This window comes from uncultured Altererythrobacter sp. (genome assembly GCF_913057185.1).
In the GTDB taxonomy this organism is placed as follows: Bacteria; Pseudomonadota; Alphaproteobacteria; order Sphingomonadales; family Sphingomonadaceae; genus Erythrobacter; species Erythrobacter rubellus.
The window spans coordinates 58,229-76,840 of record NZ_CAJXNK010000001.1; the positions used below are offsets into that span (position 1 = coordinate 58,229).

Annotated in this window: 17 protein-coding genes; 11 read left to right on the forward strand and 6 right to left on the reverse strand. The window is 58.0% G+C overall.

The features are described from left to right. On the reverse strand, positions 1-930 hold the full coding sequence (locus QZ487_RS00320) for an alpha/beta hydrolase (protein WP_296024083.1): 930 nt from the start codon (positions 928-930) through the stop codon (positions 1-3). A 253-nt stretch (positions 931-1,183) separates the two neighbouring features. Here QZ487_RS00320 and ispG point away from each other — a divergent pair, with 253 nt between their 5' ends. From ispG to QZ487_RS00345, 5 genes are all read left to right on the forward strand, one after another. Next, positions 1,184-2,323, forward strand: coding sequence for a flavodoxin-dependent (E)-4-hydroxy-3-methylbut-2-enyl-diphosphate synthase (gene ispG / locus QZ487_RS00325; protein WP_285975818.1), 1,140 nt, complete (start codon positions 1,184-1,186; stop codon positions 2,321-2,323). 115 nt (positions 2,324-2,438) lie between these two features. After that, positions 2,439-2,738, forward strand: coding sequence for a manganese efflux pump (locus tag QZ487_RS00330; protein ID WP_296022846.1), 300 nt, complete (start codon positions 2,439-2,441; stop codon positions 2,736-2,738). A gap of 31 nt (positions 2,739-2,769) precedes the next feature. Beyond that, positions 2,770-3,657 (forward strand): histone deacetylase, encoded by an 888-nt coding sequence (locus QZ487_RS00335; RefSeq protein WP_285975820.1) that lies wholly within the window; start codon positions 2,770-2,772, stop codon positions 3,655-3,657. A gap of 47 nt (positions 3,658-3,704) precedes the next feature. Beyond that, positions 3,705-5,156: an NAD(P)-binding protein gene (locus tag QZ487_RS00340; protein WP_296022848.1), complete on the forward strand. Its 1,452-nt coding sequence runs from the start codon at positions 3,705-3,707 to the stop codon at positions 5,154-5,156. Positions 5,157-5,200: 44 nt separating this feature from the next. Further along, entirely contained in the window at positions 5,201-5,899 is a 699-nt protein-coding gene (locus tag QZ487_RS00345; protein ID WP_285975822.1) for a murein L,D-transpeptidase catalytic domain-containing protein, read from the forward strand. A gap of 3 nt (positions 5,900-5,902) precedes the next feature. On the opposite strand, the gene QZ487_RS00350 is transcribed toward QZ487_RS00345, so the two are convergent. Beyond that, positions 5,903-7,309: a L,D-transpeptidase family protein gene (locus tag QZ487_RS00350; protein ID WP_296022849.1), complete on the reverse strand. Its 1,407-nt coding sequence runs from the start codon at positions 7,307-7,309 to the stop codon at positions 5,903-5,905. Positions 7,310-7,459: 150 nt separating this feature from the next. On the opposite strand from QZ487_RS00350, the gene QZ487_RS00355 reads away from it, so the two are divergent. The 4 genes from QZ487_RS00355 to QZ487_RS00370 all read left to right on the forward strand — a co-directional run bounded on the left by QZ487_RS00355 (position 7,460) and on the right by QZ487_RS00370 (position 12,373). Next, positions 7,460-8,359 (forward strand): DMT family transporter, encoded by a 900-nt coding sequence (locus QZ487_RS00355; RefSeq protein ID WP_285975824.1) that lies wholly within the window; start codon positions 7,460-7,462, stop codon positions 8,357-8,359. A 111-nt stretch (positions 8,360-8,470) separates the two neighbouring features. Beyond that, positions 8,471-11,143 carry an aconitate hydratase AcnA gene (acnA, locus tag QZ487_RS00360; protein ID WP_285975825.1) on the forward strand — a complete coding sequence of 891 codons (2,673 nt, stop codon included), beginning with the start codon at positions 8,471-8,473 and terminating at the stop codon, positions 11,141-11,143. 1 nt (position 11,144) lies between these two features. Beyond that, positions 11,145-11,585, forward strand: a complete 441-nt coding sequence (locus QZ487_RS00365; protein ID WP_296022851.1) for a rhodanese-like domain-containing protein — start codon at positions 11,145-11,147, stop codon at positions 11,583-11,585. Between the two features lie 521 nt (positions 11,586-12,106). After that, positions 12,107-12,373 carry a hypothetical protein gene (locus QZ487_RS00370; RefSeq protein ID WP_285975827.1) on the forward strand — a complete coding sequence of 89 codons (267 nt, stop codon included), beginning with the start codon at positions 12,107-12,109 and terminating at the stop codon, positions 12,371-12,373. 6 nt (positions 12,374-12,379) lie between these two features. Here the strand turns inward: QZ487_RS00370 and ruvB are convergent, their stop codons facing one another. Genes ruvB through ruvA form a run of 3 tightly spaced genes read right to left on the reverse strand, consistent with a single transcriptional unit; the run spans position 12,380 to position 14,578 of the window. Next, positions 12,380-13,417, reverse strand: coding sequence for a Holliday junction branch migration DNA helicase RuvB (gene ruvB / locus QZ487_RS00375; protein WP_296022852.1), 1,038 nt, complete (start codon positions 13,415-13,417; stop codon positions 12,380-12,382). Position 13,418: 1 nt separating this feature from the next. Continuing rightward, on the reverse strand, positions 13,419-13,964 hold the full coding sequence (locus QZ487_RS00380; RefSeq protein ID WP_296022854.1) for a DsrE family protein: 546 nt from the start codon (positions 13,962-13,964) through the stop codon (positions 13,419-13,421). 8 nt (positions 13,965-13,972) lie between these two features. Next, the gene (ruvA, locus tag QZ487_RS00385) at positions 13,973-14,578 is read right to left on the reverse strand and encodes a Holliday junction branch migration protein RuvA (protein WP_285975830.1); all 606 of its coding nucleotides are present in this window, start codon (positions 14,576-14,578) and stop codon (positions 13,973-13,975) included. 115 nt (positions 14,579-14,693) lie between these two features. Between ruvA and aroC the strand changes: the two genes are divergently transcribed. After that, on the forward strand, positions 14,694-15,761 hold the full coding sequence (aroC, locus tag QZ487_RS00390; protein WP_296022855.1) for a chorismate synthase: 1,068 nt from the start codon (positions 14,694-14,696) through the stop codon (positions 15,759-15,761). Between the two features lie 11 nt (positions 15,762-15,772). Here the strand turns inward: aroC and QZ487_RS00395 are convergent, their stop codons facing one another. Beyond that, complete coding sequence (locus tag QZ487_RS00395) at positions 15,773-15,901, reverse strand: hypothetical protein (protein ID WP_285975832.1); 129 nt, start codon at positions 15,899-15,901, stop codon at positions 15,773-15,775. A 398-nt stretch (positions 15,902-16,299) separates the two neighbouring features. Between QZ487_RS00395 and katG the strand changes: the two genes are divergently transcribed. Then, a complete protein-coding gene (katG, locus tag QZ487_RS00400) occupies positions 16,300-18,501 on the forward strand; it encodes a catalase/peroxidase HPI (protein ID WP_285975833.1) in 2,202 nt (733 codons plus the stop codon). The last annotated feature ends 111 nt before the right edge of the window (positions 18,502-18,612 follow it).

An 18,612-nucleotide genomic window follows, 5' to 3' on the forward strand; every position in this document is an offset into this window, starting at 1 on the left:
TCAGGCGCAGACGAATTCGCCAACAAGCTTCAAGCAATCCTTGGACTCGCGTGTCGGCAGGATTGCCATGAAGACATGCGGCGCACCGGCGTATTCATAAAGCTGCACGTCACCACCAGCAGCGGATAGCTTGGTCGTAAAGGTGCGGCTGTCGATCACAAACAGATCGTGCCGTCCGACATAGATCCGTGTCGGCGGAAGCTTGGAAAGCTCGGCATCGCTGGCATAAAGCGGGCTGCAGCTAGCACCAGCTGGGTCTTCATCGCCAGCCCAGATTGCACCGAGTTCTCTAAGCGCATCGACCTTCAGCATCACGTCATGTGGCTCAACCTCGCGCATGGCCTCGTCAGCCATCGTGACGTCCAGCCATGGAGCGAACAGCACCAGTTTGCCCGGCTTTGCACCACCATTGCGGATCGCCCTAAAAGCAAGAGCCAGCGCCATATGACCGCCTGCGCTATCGCCCGACAAGATGATGTTGGGTGCCTCCCACTGCTCCAGCAGCTTAGAATAGGCTGCATCCGCAACTTCGTCTTGAACTTGCTTCGAACTTTCAGGGGCAACGGGATATAGCGGCACAGTCACACTCGCACCTGTGCGCTCGACCATGTCCGCCACCAGCGGCCAATGCACACCAAACATCGGCAGCACAAATCCGCCGCCATGAAAGTAAAGAATGTGAGTTGCGCCCTTCCCCGACTTTGGGTGCAGCGTAACGCAATCATGGCCAGCCGCTGTCCAATTCTCGACAGTGAACCTGGAATTGAAGCTGTCGGGAATCAGCGCGTCAGGTGGCAATTTGCGCCCATCAAGGAACGGAGCGACTTCGCCAGCGGTTTTTGGAAATACGCTTGGCCGCTTCGAAACCAGCCAAGTTAGCAGCCGCATGAGCAAGCTCGGCTTTGGACTGCGCAGTTCACCGATGGACATCTTCACCTAGTCCCCCTGTTCTCGTTGCCTGCATGGTCGGGGGATCAGGTGAGATAAGTCAAGCCTCTATAAAGGCAATCAGCCCCTCGTTGAGCCATCGCCCTAGCAAAGCGCCTGCCCGCATCGCCGCATCATGCATTTGCTCTTCGGACGAATCTTTACCCGCCAGCAACATGCAAATTTTGCCGTAAGGGGTGTCCGATTGCGCCGCTTGTCATTGCCCCTTCATCATAGGCTGACTATATGGCCTTGCATGTCATCAGTCAGACCTTGGCGCGACATTGAACGTCGCAAGAGCCGCCAGATCATGGTGGGCAATGTTCCGGTGGGCGGCGATGCGCCAATCACGGTTCAAACCATGACGAACACGCCAACTGAGGACGCCGTTGCAACGATCGACCAGATCCGGCGCTGCGAAGAGGTTGGCGCAGATATTATCCGCGTATCGGTGCCAACGGTTGAAGCGAGCGCTGCATTCGGCAAGATCACAAAAGCTGCGCGTGTTCCAATCGTTGCTGACATCCACTTTCACTACAAACGCGCATTGGAAGCGGCAGACGCGGGCGCATCCTGCTTGCGCATCAATCCTGGTAATATCGGATCATCGCAGCGAGTTGCCGAAGTCGTCCGCGCGGCGAAGGCCAATGGCTGCGCGATCCGGATCGGCGTGAATGCCGGTTCGCTAGAGAAAGACCTGCTGGAAAAATACGGCGAACCTTGCCCGGAAGCGCTGATCGAAAGCGCGCTTGATCATATCAAACTGCTGCAGGATCACGATTTTCATGAGTACAAGGTCGCGGTCAAAGCCAGCGATGTATTTCTGGCGGTCGCAGCCTATCACGGCCTAGCCGAAACGGTCGATTGCCCGCTCCACCTTGGCATCACAGAGGCAGGCGGGCTGATCGGAGGCACAGTCAAATCGAGCATCGGCATCGGGTCGCTGCTTTGGGCCGGCATTGGCGACACGATCCGCGTGTCGCTCTCTGCTGAGCCAGAGCAGGAAATCAAAGTCGGCTTTGAAATGCTGAAGGCGCTCGGCCTGCGAACCCGTGGGGTCCGCGTGGTGTCATGCCCCAGCTGTTCACGTCAGGGCTTTGACGTCATCCGCACGGTAGAGAGGCTCGAAAAGCGGCTAGAGCATATCAAAACGCCGATGAGCCTTTCCGTATTGGGCTGTGTGGTCAATGGACCGGGCGAAGCGCGTGAGACCGATATCGGCCTGACCGGTGGCGGATCGGGCAAGCATATGGTCTATCTCTCAGGCGTAAAGGATCACCATATCGAAAGCGACGATATGCTGGATCACATCGTGAAGCTGGTCGAAGACAAGGCTACGGCAATCGAAGCAGGCGAGGCCGAAGCATTCGATCCGCACAAGGTGGCAGCGGAATAGATGAAAAAGGCTTCAACATCCTCAGCGGATCAGACGCAGATTGAAGAGGTGAACGAACCTGCTTCGCTGCCAGCAGTTGTTGACGAAACGGCGACACCCGCAAAGGCATCTGATATTGTCCGATGAGCGCAACGGTGAAGGCTCCGCCAGACTTTCCGGCTTTGCCCTATGGGCTGCCCCGATTGCCACGAGTGTTGATGCATTTGCGGCCGGTATAACTCTTCCGACATTGGATCTCCCGCCGCTGGCAACCTGCGCAACAATTGCCGTAGTGACTGCGGTTCTCTCCGCCATCGCAATTGAATTCGGGCAGCGCGCCGGCGACAGGTGCGGTCGCCATGCAGAGATTGCCGGTGGCGTGATGCTGATCTTATTGGGCGTCAATATCGTATTCGATCACACAATAGCCGCTTGATATGCTCCATGTTGTTCATCACGCTGACTATATGGCGCCGCGCCCAGAGCGCGGCACTTTCAAGTTCGACAAATACTACCTCGTGATAGAAGCGCTTCGTCGAAGCGGAGCGGCCATGACCGAACATGCACCTGAGCCGATGCCGCGCGAATGGCTGGAAGCAGTGCATTGCCCCAACTATGTCGACGAAGTGCTTCGCGCCGCCGTCCCTCGCGAGAAGGAACGCCGGATTGGTTTTCCAGTTACACCGCAAATTTCAAGCCGCGTGCGTCACACCAATGGTGGGACCTGGCTAGCGGCTAAACTAGCAATGGATCACGGCTATGCCGCCAATTCCGCCGCGGGCAGCCATCATGCGCTGCATGATACCGGCGCGGGTTACTGCGTCTTCAACGATCTGGCGGTCACTTCAAACCGTTTGATTGCAGAAGGCGATGCTAGTCGCATCCTGATCGTCGATCTTGACGTGCATCAGGGTGATGGCACCGCGAGCCTGCTCGCAGGCCGCGAGACTGTGTTCACTTTCTCCATGCATGCGGAAAAGAATTTCCCCGTGCGGAAAGCCCGCTCAAGTTTGGATGTGGATTTGCCCGATGGTTTGGACGACGATGGATATATGGAGACGCTGGAGAAGCATCTGCCAAACCTGTTGGCAGATTTCGCGCCCGACCTCGTGCTGTATCAGGCTGGGGTCGATCCGCACGCGAATGACAGGCTCGGCCGGCTTGCGCTTAGCGACGCCGGTCTGGAGACCCGCGACCGTTTCGTGATCCGTCAGTCACGCCAGCGCAGTCTACCGATCGCCTCCTCCCTGGGTGGGGGGTATGGCGACGACCAAGGCGAAGTCGCCGAGCGGCACGCGCGATCGATGCTGGCCATGGCGGACGAAAATTCACAAGTGCAATCCACAGGGGTTTAAGCTAGGCAGAGGGCGGTCGCAGCGCAGAAGAAACAGGAGCGCCTCGAATGGCCGATCTCGAAACAGACTATCTTATCGTTGGTGCAGGCGCAGTAGGCCTTGCCTTCGCTGATACGCTGATCGACGAAGATCCCGATTGCCATATCACCTTTGTTGACAAGCACGCCAAGCCCGGCGGGCACTGGAATGATGCCTATGGTTTCGTTGCCTTGCATCAGCCCAGCGGAACATATGGCGTCAACTCGATGGCATTCCCCAGCGAACAGATTGACACTCACGGCCCGAACAAAGGGCTCTTCGCACTTGCCAGCGGACAGGAAGTGCTCGCCTATTTCGAACGACTGATGAACATGCGTTTGTTGCCGACGGGGCGCGTCGCCTACCATCGTTTGAGTGAGTATCTTGGCCGTGATGACAATGGCGTCGCCACCATCCGATCGATCCTGAACGGCGGCGAGACGACAATCGCGATCCGCCGCAAGCTGGTGGATGCGACATTCTATCAAACCAGCGTTCCTTCTACCCACACCCCGAACTTCGAAGTGGCCGCGGGCGTCGATCTAGCCGTCCCGGGTGATCTGCCCGCTCTCTGGATGGAGCCAGACACGCTTCCTGAACGATATGTTGTTCTGGGCGCGGGCAAGACCGCAATGGATAACGTTGTATGGCTGATCCAGGCTGGGGTCGATCCGGACAGCATCAGCTGGGTCCGCCCGCGCGAAAGCTGGCTGTGGAACCGAGATTACACACAACCCGGCAAGCAGTTCTTCGAGCAGGTCATGAGCATGCAATTGGCTCTGCTTCGCACCGCGGGCGAGGCACAGGACGGTGCGGAATGGCTGCGCAAGCTGGGTGAGCAAGGCTATTACCTGCGTATCGACGAGAGCGTAGAGCCGGAAATGTTCCACTACGCCACAATCAGCCAGGGCGAAATCGATATTCTGCGTCAGGTAAAGGACGTGATCCGAATGGGGCGCGTATCCGCACTGCAGCCAGGCAAGATGGTGTTTGCAGACAGTGAAGTCAGCATGCCGGCGAGTTCGCTGTTCATCGATTGCACCGCCTCTGCCGTACCGTTCGAAGCGCGGCAGCGCTCCGGGCCGCTGTTCCGCGAAGACGAGATCGTTCTGCAGCCGCTGCACGTGCCTGTAGTCACTTTCAGCGCAGCCATGGCCGCCTTTATCGAAGCCCATTTCGAGGATGATAACGAGAAGAATCTGATCGCGAGCCCGGGGCCACTTACCGATACCCCGGCTACATTCCCTTATGCGCAGATGATCAGCATGATGAATCGGGGCGCATGGTCGCAAAAGCCGGAGATCATGGCGTTTCTCGCACGTTCAAGGCTCGACAATGGCGGGCCTGTGATCGCAGAGTTGATGGCGGAGAATAGCCCTCGTCTTTCCATCCTGGAGGAGTTTCGCGAAGCAGCCCAGCAGCATATGCCCGACTTGATCCGGCTGGGGATGCAAGCAAAGGCTATCCACGAAGCAGACTAAATGGCTTCACCTTTGGTACGCTTTTGCGGTATACTGCCACAACGATGAAACGGCGTGATCTTTTGATTGGCGGATTGGCAAGCAGCGCGGCATTGGCCGCGCCCGCGCGCGTTTTTGCGCAGGTGCAGAAAGGCTCTGTGCGTAACAGAGCTCTGATCGAACTGGCCAGAGCTGAACTTGACCGTGCCGGCGAGGCGATCTGGAAACGCGACATAGTGGGCATCGCGGACTTTGGCCTGCACTCGGCCAAGCGCCGCTTCCACTTCGTCAATCTGGAACGCGAAGAAGTGCAAAGCTTTCACGTCAGCCACGGTACCGGCTCCGATCCGGAACATGACGGCTGGCTCAACAACTATTCCAATGTCGAAGGTTCCAACGCGACCAGCCGCGGCGCTTATGTGACGTGGGAATGGTATCAGGGACGCTTCGGCACATCGGTGCGGTTGGGCGGCCTCGATCCGACCAATGATGCCGCGCTCAGCCGCTATATCGTGATGCACCGCGCCAAATATGCCGAGCCGTCGCATATCGAGCAGTGGGGCCGTCTGGGGCGCTCAAATGGTTGTTTTGCCTTGGGTGAAGAACAATTCCGGATCGCGCTCACCAACTTGTCAGGCGGCAGATTGCTCTTCGCGGACAGCCTAGGTCTGGAAGACGATGGCACACGCCATCCAGTCAACATCGAGCCCTTGCGGCCGGACAGACCAACCCTGGTGCAGCGATATGCGACGGGAACGTTCTAGAACTTAGGGCGCGTCCTGCAGGTCATCCTCGATTACAATCACCTCTTCATCGGTGTGGCGCGCACGATCAGCTCTGCGCGGCATCTCTAGGCTCGCGAGAACAGGTCCGTCACGATCATAAATGTCCTCAAAGGTTTCCAGCTCGCCATTAATATCCGTGGCCATGGTGAAATAGGTGATGTAGACAGGTAGTCGGCGCTCGATCGGCACTAACGTATACTTGCCCGAAGTAGCAATTTCGACCGCCTCTTCTTTTGTTACACCACGCCCCAAAATCGCCATTGTGATGGCCAGTTCCAGCGCGCGCTCAGTGCGGATACACCCATGACTTAGGGCCCGCATATCGTTTGCGAACAGATGGCGCGACGGTGTGTCATGCAGAAAAATCGCATGCTCATTGGGCATGTGCAGCTTCATCCGTCCCAGCGAATTCGTCGGTCCTGGCTGCTGGACCACGCTGACCCAGCCATCGTATTGCGCACGTGTGTAGCCTTGCGAACGAGCCCACGCAGGATTGTTGAGAACTTTGTCGCCTAGTCCTTCACCCACAACAATCGATTGTGGAACCGTCCAGGTCGGGTTGAAGACGACACCTTCAACAGTCTCCGCAAGTTGCGGTGTGGCGGTGCGTCCGGGTTTGCCGACAATGGTTCGATAACTGCTTATGGTCTTGTCACGCACTGTCAGCCGAAGTTGATACTCAGGCACATTGGTTATCAGATATTGATTGCCCAAGTCGCGCCCGAGCCAGCGCCAGCGATCCATATTGGCGCGGATCAATTTGCGGGTTTGCGCATCCTCTTCCGGAGTGTTCGCCAAGGCATCTCGCAACCGTGTGTAGTCCGGGTGCGTTGGTTTGATCTGTTCAAACGCACCGGCAATATCGCTGCTTTCCAGCGCCGTCCGCATCAATTCTCCGCTGCGATACACGTCGCGATCAGGGTCAATCACGAACCATTGCTTGCGCGCCTCCATTGGTGTGCGCCCATCACGTAGGTCTTCAACCAACCAGACGAAGGCTTCGCTTGCAATTTCGCTAAGCCGGTCTGACGCGCCGCGGCCGATCTCGGTCATAAGTTCTATAAGACGGTAATCGGCCGGGTCGAGACCTTCTCTGCCGATATCACGAATGACAAGAGCGAGCGCTGATGCCTGCGCAGGCGTCCATTCCTGCGTGAGTGGGACAACTTCACCGCCGTATTCGCCCTGCACGATCGGGTCAGAGAACATCCGCGGGAATGCCTCTTCCATATTGCGCGGTGCGGGTTCACGTTCCGCTTCGGCTTCAGGAAGCGTTTCAGCCTGCGTCAGTGGGTCATCCAGTTCGGCGTCCTGCGCAAGCGCTGGCGCATGCACCGCGAGCGCGACCATAGCCGCGCTGACCAACCATTTACCTGATTTAGCTCGCATTCTTTGTTCAGTCCCGTGTAACAGCTTCGCGCCACGCAATGCCTTGGATCCAATATAATTCACTTGTCTCTCACTATCAATTGCGCCTTTCGCATGGCTGAATTGATTAATTGAGATGACGCGCTAGCGGGTCGCCGCTATGCCCGCCGAATGGGCGGACGGCACAGCATCTTGCTTCCAATTGCGGCTGCATTGCTAGGGGTCGGGCTTCTCGCCTTGATGGACGCCTTCATGAAAGTGGCGGCCCTTGCCGCAGGCGCCTATAGCGCGTCAGTTCTTCGCTCGGCCATGGGTACGGCGATTATCGCGCCGATCTGGCTCGGTTCCGGAGGGCGTTGGCCTTCGCAGCCTGTTCTAAAACTGCATTTTCTGCGGGGCACAGTGTCCGGCTTTATGGCGCTAAGCTTCTTCTATGCGATAACCAAATTGCCGCTTGCAGAAGCCATTGCCATTTCATTCGTCGCGCCTTTGATAGCGCTTTATCTTGCCGCTGTCTGGCTCGGCGAAGTGATACGCAAGGAATCGATCCTTGCGTCGATTCTTGGCCTGGCCGGGACAGTTGTGATTGTCAGCGGGCGATTGGGAGAAGCGGAATACCAGACTGAAACGCTGCTCGGTCTTGGGGCGATATTCTTTTCTGCCATGCTCTATGCAGTGAACTTCATCATCATTCGCAAACAAGCGCTGGTCTCAAGCCCGGCAGAGGCCACCACCTTTCATAGCGGCGTGGCCTGCCTTGTCCTGCTGGTATTCGCGCCGTGGTTTTTTACGCTGCCAGAACCAGCCGCACTGCGCGACATTGCAATCTCGGCTGGGTTGACCGTAGCAGGCGCATTTGCGCTGACCTGGGCCTATGCGCGCGCCGAAGCCCAGGTATTGATGCCGATGGAATATTCGGGATTCTTGTGGGCAGCACTGTTCGGATGGGTCTTCTTTGCTGAACGGGTAACTGCCACTACTGTTGCGGGCGCTATTCTGATCGTTGCGGGGTGCCTGTTAGTGGCTAGGCGCAAAAAACAGCTGCTACCGCCCGAACAGGCGGCGATCTGACTCTCACCCTCTTGACCTCGCGCGCGTGAGGGAGCAGGTGCCGCAGCAAATGCGGTGCCCCGCATACCCTTGCTGGTGGCACGCGAAATCACGAAAGGACACACTTCTCCAATGACCCAGGTCGGCAAGGACACCCTCGGAACCCGCTCAACACTCAATGTCGGCGGTAAGGAATATGCCTATTACTCGTTTACCAAGGCATCACAGACGATTGGCGATGTCTCGAAACTGCCGATTTCGATGAAAGTGCTGCTTGAGAACATGCTGCGCTTTGAAGATGGTGGCTTCACTGTTGGCACGGACGATATTCAGGCGATCGCTGACTGGCAGAAGAACCCGGTTACCGGCAGTGAGATCCAGTATCGCCCTGCGCGCGTGCTGTTGCAGGACTTTACCGGCGTTCCATGCGTGGTTGACCTGGCAGCAATGCGTGACGCGATTGCCAAGCTTGGCGGTGATACTGCCAAGATCAACCCGCAGGTTCCCGTGAATCTCGTAATCGACCACTCGGTCATGGTGGACGAATTTGGCCACCCCAAGGCTTTCGAGAAGAACGTCGAGCTTGAGTATCAGCGCAATGCAGAGCGCTATGACTTTCTGAAATGGGGCTCAAAAAGCTTCCAGAACTTCAGTGCGGTTCCTCCCGGAACGGGCATTTGCCACCAGGTGAATCTGGAACACATCGGCAAGGGCGTGTGGTCAAGCCAGGATCAGGACGGCGCAACTATCGCATACCCTGACACCTGTGTCGGCACTGACAGCCACACCACCATGATCAACGGCCTTGGCGTGCTGGGCTGGGGTGTGGGCGGCATCGAAGCCGAAGCAGCCATGCTGGGTCAGCCGGTTTCCATGCTGATCCCGGAAGTTGTCGGCTTCAAGCTCACCGGCGCGATGGCTGAAGGCATTACTGCAACCGATCTGGTGCTGACCTGTGTGCAGATGCTGCGCGAAGTTGGCGTGGTAGGGCGTTTCGTAGAATTCTACGGCCCGGGCGTTTCGAACCTTTCGCTCGCAGACCGTGCAACCATCGCAAACATGGCGCCTGAATATGGCGCGACCTGCGGCTTTTTTGGCGTCGATGACAAAACGCTCGAATATCTGCGTCTGACAGGGCGCAGCGAAGAACAGATTGCGCTAGTCGAAGCCTATTCGAAGGAACAAGGCATGTGGTTCGAGCCGGACAATGTGCCGGTATTCTCGAACACGCTAGAGCTCGACATGTCATCGGTCGTCCCGTCGCTGGCAGGGCCGAAGCGTCCACAGGACAAGGTCATCCTTTCCGAAGTGGACGAGTTGTTCAATGGCGACTTGCAGAAGGTTTACAGCAAGTCTGCGCCTGCGCGTGTCGCGGTAGAGGGGAAAGATCACGATATCGGCGACGGCGATGTTGTGATCGCGGCAATCACCAGCTGCACCAACACGTCCAACCCGGACGTGCTGATCGCCGCCGGTCTGGTCGCCAAGAAGGCGGTCGAAAAGGGTTTGAAGCCAAAGCCTTGGGTCAAGACTTCGCTTGCACCAGGGTCGCAGGTCGTGACGGATTATCTCGTGAAGTCGGGCCTGCAGGCTGATCTCGATGCGATCGGTTTCGATCTGGTGGGCTATGGCTGCACCACCTGCATCGGCAACTCTGGCCCGCTCGCACCGCCAATCAGCAAGGCAATCAACGGCAATGACATCGTTGCGGCTTCAGTCCTGTCGGGCAACCGCAACTTCGAAGGCCGCGTGTCACCTGATGTGCGCGCCAACTTCCTCGCATCGCCGCCGCTGGTTGTGGCCTACGCGCTGAAGGGCACTGTAACGGAAGACATCACCACTACCCCGATCGGTCAGGATCAGGACGGCAATGACGTAATGCTCGCTGACTTGTGGCCGTCCAACAAGGAAGTCTACGAGCACCGCGTGGCAAATATTGACCGTGGTATGTTCGAGCGCCGCTATGCCGACGTCTACAAGGGCGATGAGCATTGGCAGGCAATCCAGGTGGAAGCTTCCGACACTTACCAGTGGCGTCCGGGCAGCACTTATGTTGCGAACCCGCCTTACTTTGAAAGCATGGAGATGACGCCTGCCCCGATCACAGACATCACTGACGCAAAACCGCTCGCGATCCTGGGTGACTCGGTGACCACCGACCACATTTCGCCCGCTGGCTCGATCAAACAGGACAGCCCGGCAGGCGAATATCTGATGAGCAATCAGGTCGCGAAGGCGGACTTCAACTCCTACGGCTCGCGCCGCGGCAACCATGAAGTGATGATGCGCGGCACCTTCGCCAATATCCGCATCAAGAACGAAATGGTTCCGAGTGTTGAAGGTGGCTACACTACTTACAACGGCGAACAGATGGCGATCTATGACGCCGCAATGAAGCACAAGGCCGACGGCACACCGCTGGTTGTGATTGGCGGCAAGGAATACGGCACAGGCTCTTCGCGCGACTGGGCGGCAAAGGGCACCATCCTGCTGGGTGTCCGCGCAGTGATCGTCGAAAGCTTTGAGCGTATTCACCGCTCGAACCTGGTAGGCATGGGTGTGCTGCCGCTGCAGTTCAAGGATGGCGATACCCGCGAGACGCTGGGCCTGACGGCGGATGACACATTCAGCATCAAGGGCCTTGCTGGGCTTGCCCCGCAGCAGGACGTCGAAGTTGAAGTAACCCGCGCAGATGGCACCAGCTTCAGCTTCACCGCCCGCAGCCGCATCGATACGGCGAACGAATTGGAATACTACCTGAACGGCGGTATCCTCCATTATGTTCTGCGCAAGCTGGCGTCCTAAGATGCGGTTCACACCTCTTGGGCTAGTGGCCACCGCCATGCTGCCTCTTTCAGGCTGCATGATCGTCGACAATAGCGGTGATCGCATAGTGGCCGGCGCGCCAAGGCGATCAGTTGCACAAGTCGAAACTCTGCCAGCGTCCGAGCTCGCAGCTTTGATTGCCAGCGGCCAAGTGGTGCTGATCGATGTTCGTACACCTGATGAATACGAAGGTGGCCGGATTGCGAGCGCACTTAATGCGCCAGTGCAAACCTTTGATGCCGCTGCCATTCCGCGGGACGCAACGCGTGAGACGATCCTCTATTGCCGCTCTAGCGGCCGGTCAAAGCGGGCTGCAGACATGCTCGCCGCTAAATGGGGAACAAAGGTCCGTCACCTGAAAGGCGGCGTACTTGCTTGGCAGGATGCCGGGCTCGAATTGGAAATACCAACAGGCGATTAGGCTTCTGTCGGCCACAAAAAGAGGGGTAGCGCCCCGGTTGCAAGCGCTACCCCTTTACATTTGAAGTTCACTCTTTCGATGCACGGCAGGAGACTAAGTCGCCAATCGCATCCGGAACTGCCACTTGCACGGGTCCCAATACTTGCAGCAGCACCAATCGGGTACTGGTGGCTACGGCTCAGCCCCCAAAACCAAGAGCCGTAGCCACCGTGACGATAAGACCAGGCGCCTCATCGCTTGAGAACCTTGTGGCCCCGTTTTGTGATTCGAAACAATCTGATTAACCAGTCTTGGAAAGGACTTGCGGCGAAAAACTTGTCAATTCGCTGCTGGATGCAATACGCTGTCCCACGGCGGGACTCGTGTCGCCCGATCGTTAACGAAAGCGACATGTCGGCCAGCGATGCAGTTCGTAGATTGGTCCTGTCGCAACATTTCATGATAAGCTAGCCGACCTCGCTGTAAACAAATCAACTGGAGTATTTCTTGTGCTTACATCTCTTCTAGCTTCCGCAGCCCTCTTGTTTTCTTTGCAAGCTCAGGCAGCAAGCGAACCCGAACAAGAAACTGAGGTAACGCAGATTGAAGAGGCTGCACCGGAGCCCGAAGCTGAACCCGCTACAGAGGAGAACACGGTCATCTGCCGACGGACACAGCTCATTGGTTCGAAGTTTACCAAACGCATCTGTGGAACGCAGGCAGAATGGGACGAGCTTGCACGCAAGGGTCGGGTTTCGACTGCTGAATTCCAGGCCAAAGGCGCTGGTATCCGGCAGGCTGGTAACTAAGCTGGCCTAACCCTCTTCAAAAAATTCTGGCTGCCCGCCGCCCCCGGTGGCTGGCGGTTCCATTTCCAGATGCTGCCACCCGGCATCATTGAGTGCGCGGCCACGCTCCGTGCGCGCGAGCAGACCCAGCTGGATCAGATAGGGCTCGATCACATCCTCTACGGTATCGCGCGGCTCGCCCAGCCCCGCTGACAGCGCGCCCACCCCTACTGGGCCGCCCTTATAGGTGGTCGCGATCATGGCGAGATATTTGCGGTCCATCGCATCGAGGCCAAGGCGATCAATCTCCAGCCGGGTCAGCGCATCGTCGGCAATCGGCTTCGTAACAGTCCCCTGCCCCGCAACATGGGCAAAGTCCCGTACCCGGCGGAGCAAGCGCCCGGCCACACGAGGCGTGCCGCGCGAACGGCGCGCAATCTCGCGCGCGCCTTGCGGATCGATATCAAGCCCAAGCAGGCGCGCGGCACGGCTTACTACAAGGTCCAGCTCATCATGCGTGTAGAAGTTCAGCCGCACCGGAATGCCGAAGCGGTCACGCAAAGGCGTGGTCAGTAGGCCCTGCCGCGTAGTTGCGCCGATCAGCGTGAACGGCGGCAGATCGATCCGCACGCTCCTGGCAGCCGGCCCTTCACCAATGATGAGGTCAAGCGCGCGGTCCTCCATCGCAGGATAGAGCACTTCTTCAACAACTGGATTAAGCCGATGGATTTCGTCGATGAAAAGCACGTCATGCGGCTCAAGATTGGTGAGCAGCGCGGCGAGATCGCCCGCCTTGGCGATTACCGGGCCTGACGTGGCGCGGAAACCCACGCCCAGTTCATTTGCGACGATTTGCGCCAAAGTGGTCTTGCCCAGCCCGGGCGGGCCGAAGAACAGCGTGTGGTCCATCGCTTCGCCGCGCGATTTCGCGGACTCTATGAAGACTTTCAGATTCTCGCGTGCTCCTTCCTGCCCGATGAATTCGCGCAAACTCTTAGGACGCAGCGCCGCATCGGGATCGTCAACTTGCCGCTCGGGCGTGTGAAGAGGGACAGGATCAGTCATCTCAGAACGGGTTCATCGTGTAACCATCTTGCTGGAGCAACGCATGCGCAGTCATGGCCGACAGCGCCATTTCCACGCCTGGCGCGAGCATGTCGTTCGAAATGCCGTAGGCTGCAGCGGACTGCCCGCACAGGATTACGCGCATGCCAGTGTCAGTCAGCGCCTTGATCAGCGCGACATTGGCATTTTCCGCACCTTCGCGGCGATTGGCGTATTCTTCTGCGCCGAGCAGGTTTTCCGACGCTTTACCATGCACGACAACCGCAACCTCGATGTTCTCTAGCGGCACGCCCGCGCGGACATGCATATTGATGAAGCGCGCGGCGCTCTCCAGCGTACGGTTGAGTTTGCCCGTCTCCGCCCTCGCGGCAACATCGAACGCTACCTTGAACTCTGCGCCTTCAGGGATATCGAAATCCGCATCGACCTGCGCATTGGGGCCGTATTCCTCAAACACCGGTCCGGTGGTGAATGCGGACAGGTCTTGGGCTGACAGTGGCGATGTCATCAGCGCCAAACTAACCAGAATTCCTGTTCTCAAAGTCATACGCTCTCCTATCCCGCCGCCCGTTTTAGCGCCACGCGGATCAGATCGGATTCCGGTGCATCTTCGCCTAATTCGGCTTGCGCGCGGGCGACAGCCTGCGCGGCTATCGCGGGTTTGAAGCCAAGGTTCTCGAGCGCGGAAACCGCGTCAGCGCTCGCGCCGCCCATGGGCACGGCAACACCAGCCACACCAGCCATGCCTCCGCCCGGAAGCGCGCCAGCCTTGTCCTTCAGCTCGTTGACGATGCGGCCGGCCAGTTTCGGCCCCACACCATTCGCGCGCGCCACCATCGCAGCGTCACCGCCCGCGCAGGCATCACGCACTTCACCGGTCGACAGCGCAGAAAGGATTGCGAGCGCCACCTTGCTTCCCACGCCCTGAACCTGAGTAAGCAGCCTAAACCAATCGCGCTCTGCACTTTCGGCAAAGCCGAGCAGGCGCATATCATTCTCGCTAACCTGCAGATCGGTGTGGACGGTGCATGCTTCACCCACTTCACCCAGCGCGGCAAGCGTCTTGGTACTGCAATGGACCAGATAGCCGACGCCTTGGACATCGACGATCGCCCAATCATCGCCTATTTCGTCCAGCCTGCCTGACAGTTTCGCGATCATGCGTTTCCTTCTGCGCTACCGCTTTGCTGTTTGTCGCCTTTTGTTCTTGCCCGCAAACAAATGCTTGGTCCAGAGATTATGGACACTTGCCCACTCTTGCGACATTAGGAACCCCATGAGCTGGAACACATTCGGACGCGTTTTGCGCTTTACCACCTGGGGTGAGAGCCATGGGCCTGCATTGGGCGCGGTACTGGACGGCTGCCCGCCGCGCATCACGCTGTCTGAAGAAGATGTCCAGCCGTTCATGGATGCGAGGAAGCCGGGGCAAAACCGCTTTACCACGCAACGCAAGGAAGCGGATCTTGTCCGCATCCTGTCCGGCGTATTCGAAGGCCAGACCACCGGCACACCAATTTCGCTGATGATCGAAAACACCGATCAACGCAGCAAGGACTATTCAGAAATCGCCAAGAGTTACCGTCCGGGTCATGCGGATTACAGCTATGACGCGAAGTACGGCATTCGCGACTATCGCGGCGGCGGTCGATCCAGCGCGCGCGAAACTGCGGCGCGGGTAGCGGCAGGCGCAGTCGCGCGTCTGATCATTCCGGAAGTCAAGATCACAGGCTTTGTGTGCGAGCTCGGCGGCGACAAAATCGACCGCGACAACATCGACTTTGCCGAAATCGGCAACAACCCGTTTTTCTGCCCCGATGCAGAGGCCGCAAAACGCTGGGAAGAGAAAATCGACGCCGCGCGCAAGGCGGGTTCGTCACTTGGCGCGGTGGTCGAATGCGTGGCCGAAGGTGTGCCCGCCGGATGGGGTGCGCCTGTCTATGCCAAACTCGACAGCGATCTGGCAGCGGCGATGATGACGATCAACGCCACCAAAGGAGTAGAGATCGGCGACGGCTTCGATTCTGCTCGACTAACCGGCGAGGAAAATGCCGATGCGATGCGGCCTGGCGAGAATGGCCCTGAATTTGCCGCCAACCACTCAGGCGGTACGGCAGGCGGTATCTCGACCGGACAACCGGTTGTATGCCGCGTCGCATTCAAGCCAACCAGCTCGATCCTAACCCCGGTCGATACGATTACATCGGATGGCGAAGCAACGCAGATCCGAACCAAGGGACGGCATGACCCCTGCGTGGGCATCCGCGGGACACCCGTAGTGGAAGCGATGATGGCGCTGGTGCTGGCCGATCACAAACTGCTGCATAATGCGCAATGCGGTTAGGTTATTGAGGTTTACGCCTGCTCAACCAGAACGAGCACATCTTCGTCCGCATCTTCATCATCGTGATGATTCACCGCATATTGCAGCAGCTCTACTTCGCGCTTGGCGACAGTATATGCATAGATGAGCAGTATATGCATAGATCAGCCCGACCAGCAGGATCACCCCGCTGCCGCCGCGCATAAACGGCACGTCAAACACAACAGCCAGCACAACAAGCGCGACTGCGGCCAGCAAAGTGCCCAAACTAACTTTCGACATCGAAAACCCCAATGGCTTGTTGATCAATACGGCATGAAACGTAGCCGAAGTGTTGTAACGGGTGGTTGCTCGTCATTCTTAAGATGGGGTTGCCATGGGCTCCCGCGTAATCGATTCAGTCAATCAAACCGCTATTGATTGATTTATTCACTCAAACTTATCGGATCATCTCGCTTCGCCGGGATCGATCCGTTTGCTATACACGCTGTGTAAGCAGTGGCTGCGATGCGAGTCGCGCCAGCGCAGGAATTCAGACACCCCTATAGGAGAGCACATTATGGACGCGAAGACCGGTGAATTGAACGGTTGCCCCTTCCACGCAGAGCAAGGCACACGCCCTCTGCTGGGCCGTACCAACAAGGATTGGTGGCCAGAGACAGCCAACACGGAAATTCTGACGCAGGGTGGCCGCAATGCGGACCCGATGGGCGAGGATTTCGACTATTGCGAAGCGTTCAATGCGATCGATTATGATGCGCTGAAAGCTGACCTTACAGCCTTGATGACAGACAGCAAGGATTGGTGGCCCGCCGATTATGGTCACTATGGCCCGTTTTTCATTCGCATGACCTGGCATGCCGCCGGCACTTATCGCACCGGTGATGGCCGCGGTGGCGGTGGCAGCGGGCAGCAGCGCTTTGCACCGCTCAACAGCTGGCCAGATAATGGTAACCTCGACAAGGCACGCCGCCTGCTTTGGCCGATCAAGCAAAAATACGGCAAGAACATCAGCTGGGCTGACCTGTTCATCCTTGCCGGCAATGTCGCAATTGAAAGCATGGGTGGCCCTGTGTTCGGCTTCGGCGGCGGACGTAAGGACGTATTCGAGCCGGAAACAGTCTATTGGGGCACAGAGGAACTGTGGGTCGATACCGGTGCTGAAACCCGTATCACTCCTGACGATGGCCGCGCGTTGGAGAACCCGCTGGCTGCCATCCAGATGGGCCTGATTTACGTCAATCCCGAAGGGCCCGGTGGCAACCCGCACGACGATGCAGGTGCCGCGCGTGACCTGCGCGAGACCTTTGCTCGGATGGCCATGAACGACGAGGAAACGGTCGCCCTGACCGCTGGCGGACACGCCTTTGGCAAGGCGCATGGTGCCAAGCCCTCTGACACTTTCAGCGGTGCACCCGAAGGTGAATCGCTTGAGAAACAGGCATTCGGTTGGTTGACCGATCAGGCAGAAATCGATGCGGGCAGTATCACTACGTCGGGCATCGAAGGCGCATGGTCCAACAATCCGACCAAATGGAGCCACGATTATCTGCGCCTGCTGTTCAAGTATGACTACGAGCTAACGCAGAGCCCGGCTGGTGCCAACCAGTGGACGCCGATCAATCCTGATCCGGAAGACATGGCACCCGATGCTCGCGATCCTTCGAAGAAGGTTCCGACCATCATGACAACAGCTGACATGCAGCTGAAGCGCGATCCTGAGTATGCCAAGATTGCCAAGCGTTTCCTTGAGCATCCCGAACAGCTCGATGATGCATTCGCGCGGGCATGGTTCAAGCTGTGCCACCGCGACATGGGTCCAAAGTTTCGTTACCTCGGCCCTGAAGTGCCGTCGGAGGAGCTTATCTGGCAGGATCCGGTTCCGGCTGGCACCACGCCTTCAGACGCTGATGTTGCGGCGTTTAAGTCGGCTGTTCTGGATAGCGGTCTGACCGTCAGCGAGCTGGTCAAGGCGGCATGGGCTTCGGCCTCGACCTATCGCAATTCGGACCACCGCGGCGGCGCCAATGGCGCGCGTGTACGCCTTGCTCCGCAGGCAGGCTGGGCAGCAAATGACCCGGATGAACTCGGCAAGGTTCTGTCCAAGCTGGAAGAGCTGCGCGGCAATCTTTCGATGGCGGATGCTATCGTGCTGGCCGGTGCAGCAGCGGTCGAGAAAGCAGCCAAGGATGGCGGCCACGATGTTTCGGTCGATGTCACGACCGGTCGTGGCGATGCTACGGCCGAACAAACCGACGCTGAAAGCTTCGCCCCGCTGGAGCCGTTTGCAGACGGGTTCCGCAACTATCTGCGCAACAAGGCCAGCGTGAAGACCGAAGACCTGTTGATCGACAAGGCTCACCTTCTGGGGCTTTCGATCCCGGAAATGACCGCTCTGGTTGGTGGCTTGCGTGCGCTGGGCGCCGTTAGCGGCAACACCGGACATGGTGTCCTGACAGACCGTGCAGGAACGCTATCGAATGATTTCTTCGTCAATCTGTATGACATGTCGACCAAGTGGGCGGCTGCCGATACTGACGAGGAACTTTACATCGGTAGTGACCGTGCAACCGGCAATGAGAAGTTCCGCGCCACCCGCGCAGACCTGATCTTCGGTTCAAACTCACAGCTTCGCGCCGTGGGCGAGACCTATGCCGAAGCCGGTGGTGAAGAACGCCTGGTGCGTGACTTCGTAGCAGCCTGGACGAAGGTCATGGATGCCGATCGCTTCGACATCAGCCATGCAAAGTACCATGCATAAGCGCGGATAGAACCAACTCTGGAGAGCCCAAGCTTTCAGGGTCGCAGTTAACCCCCGGTCGTTTCGGCCGGGGGTTTTCTTTTGGGTGCCTTGCAAGGCCGAGACTTGCCG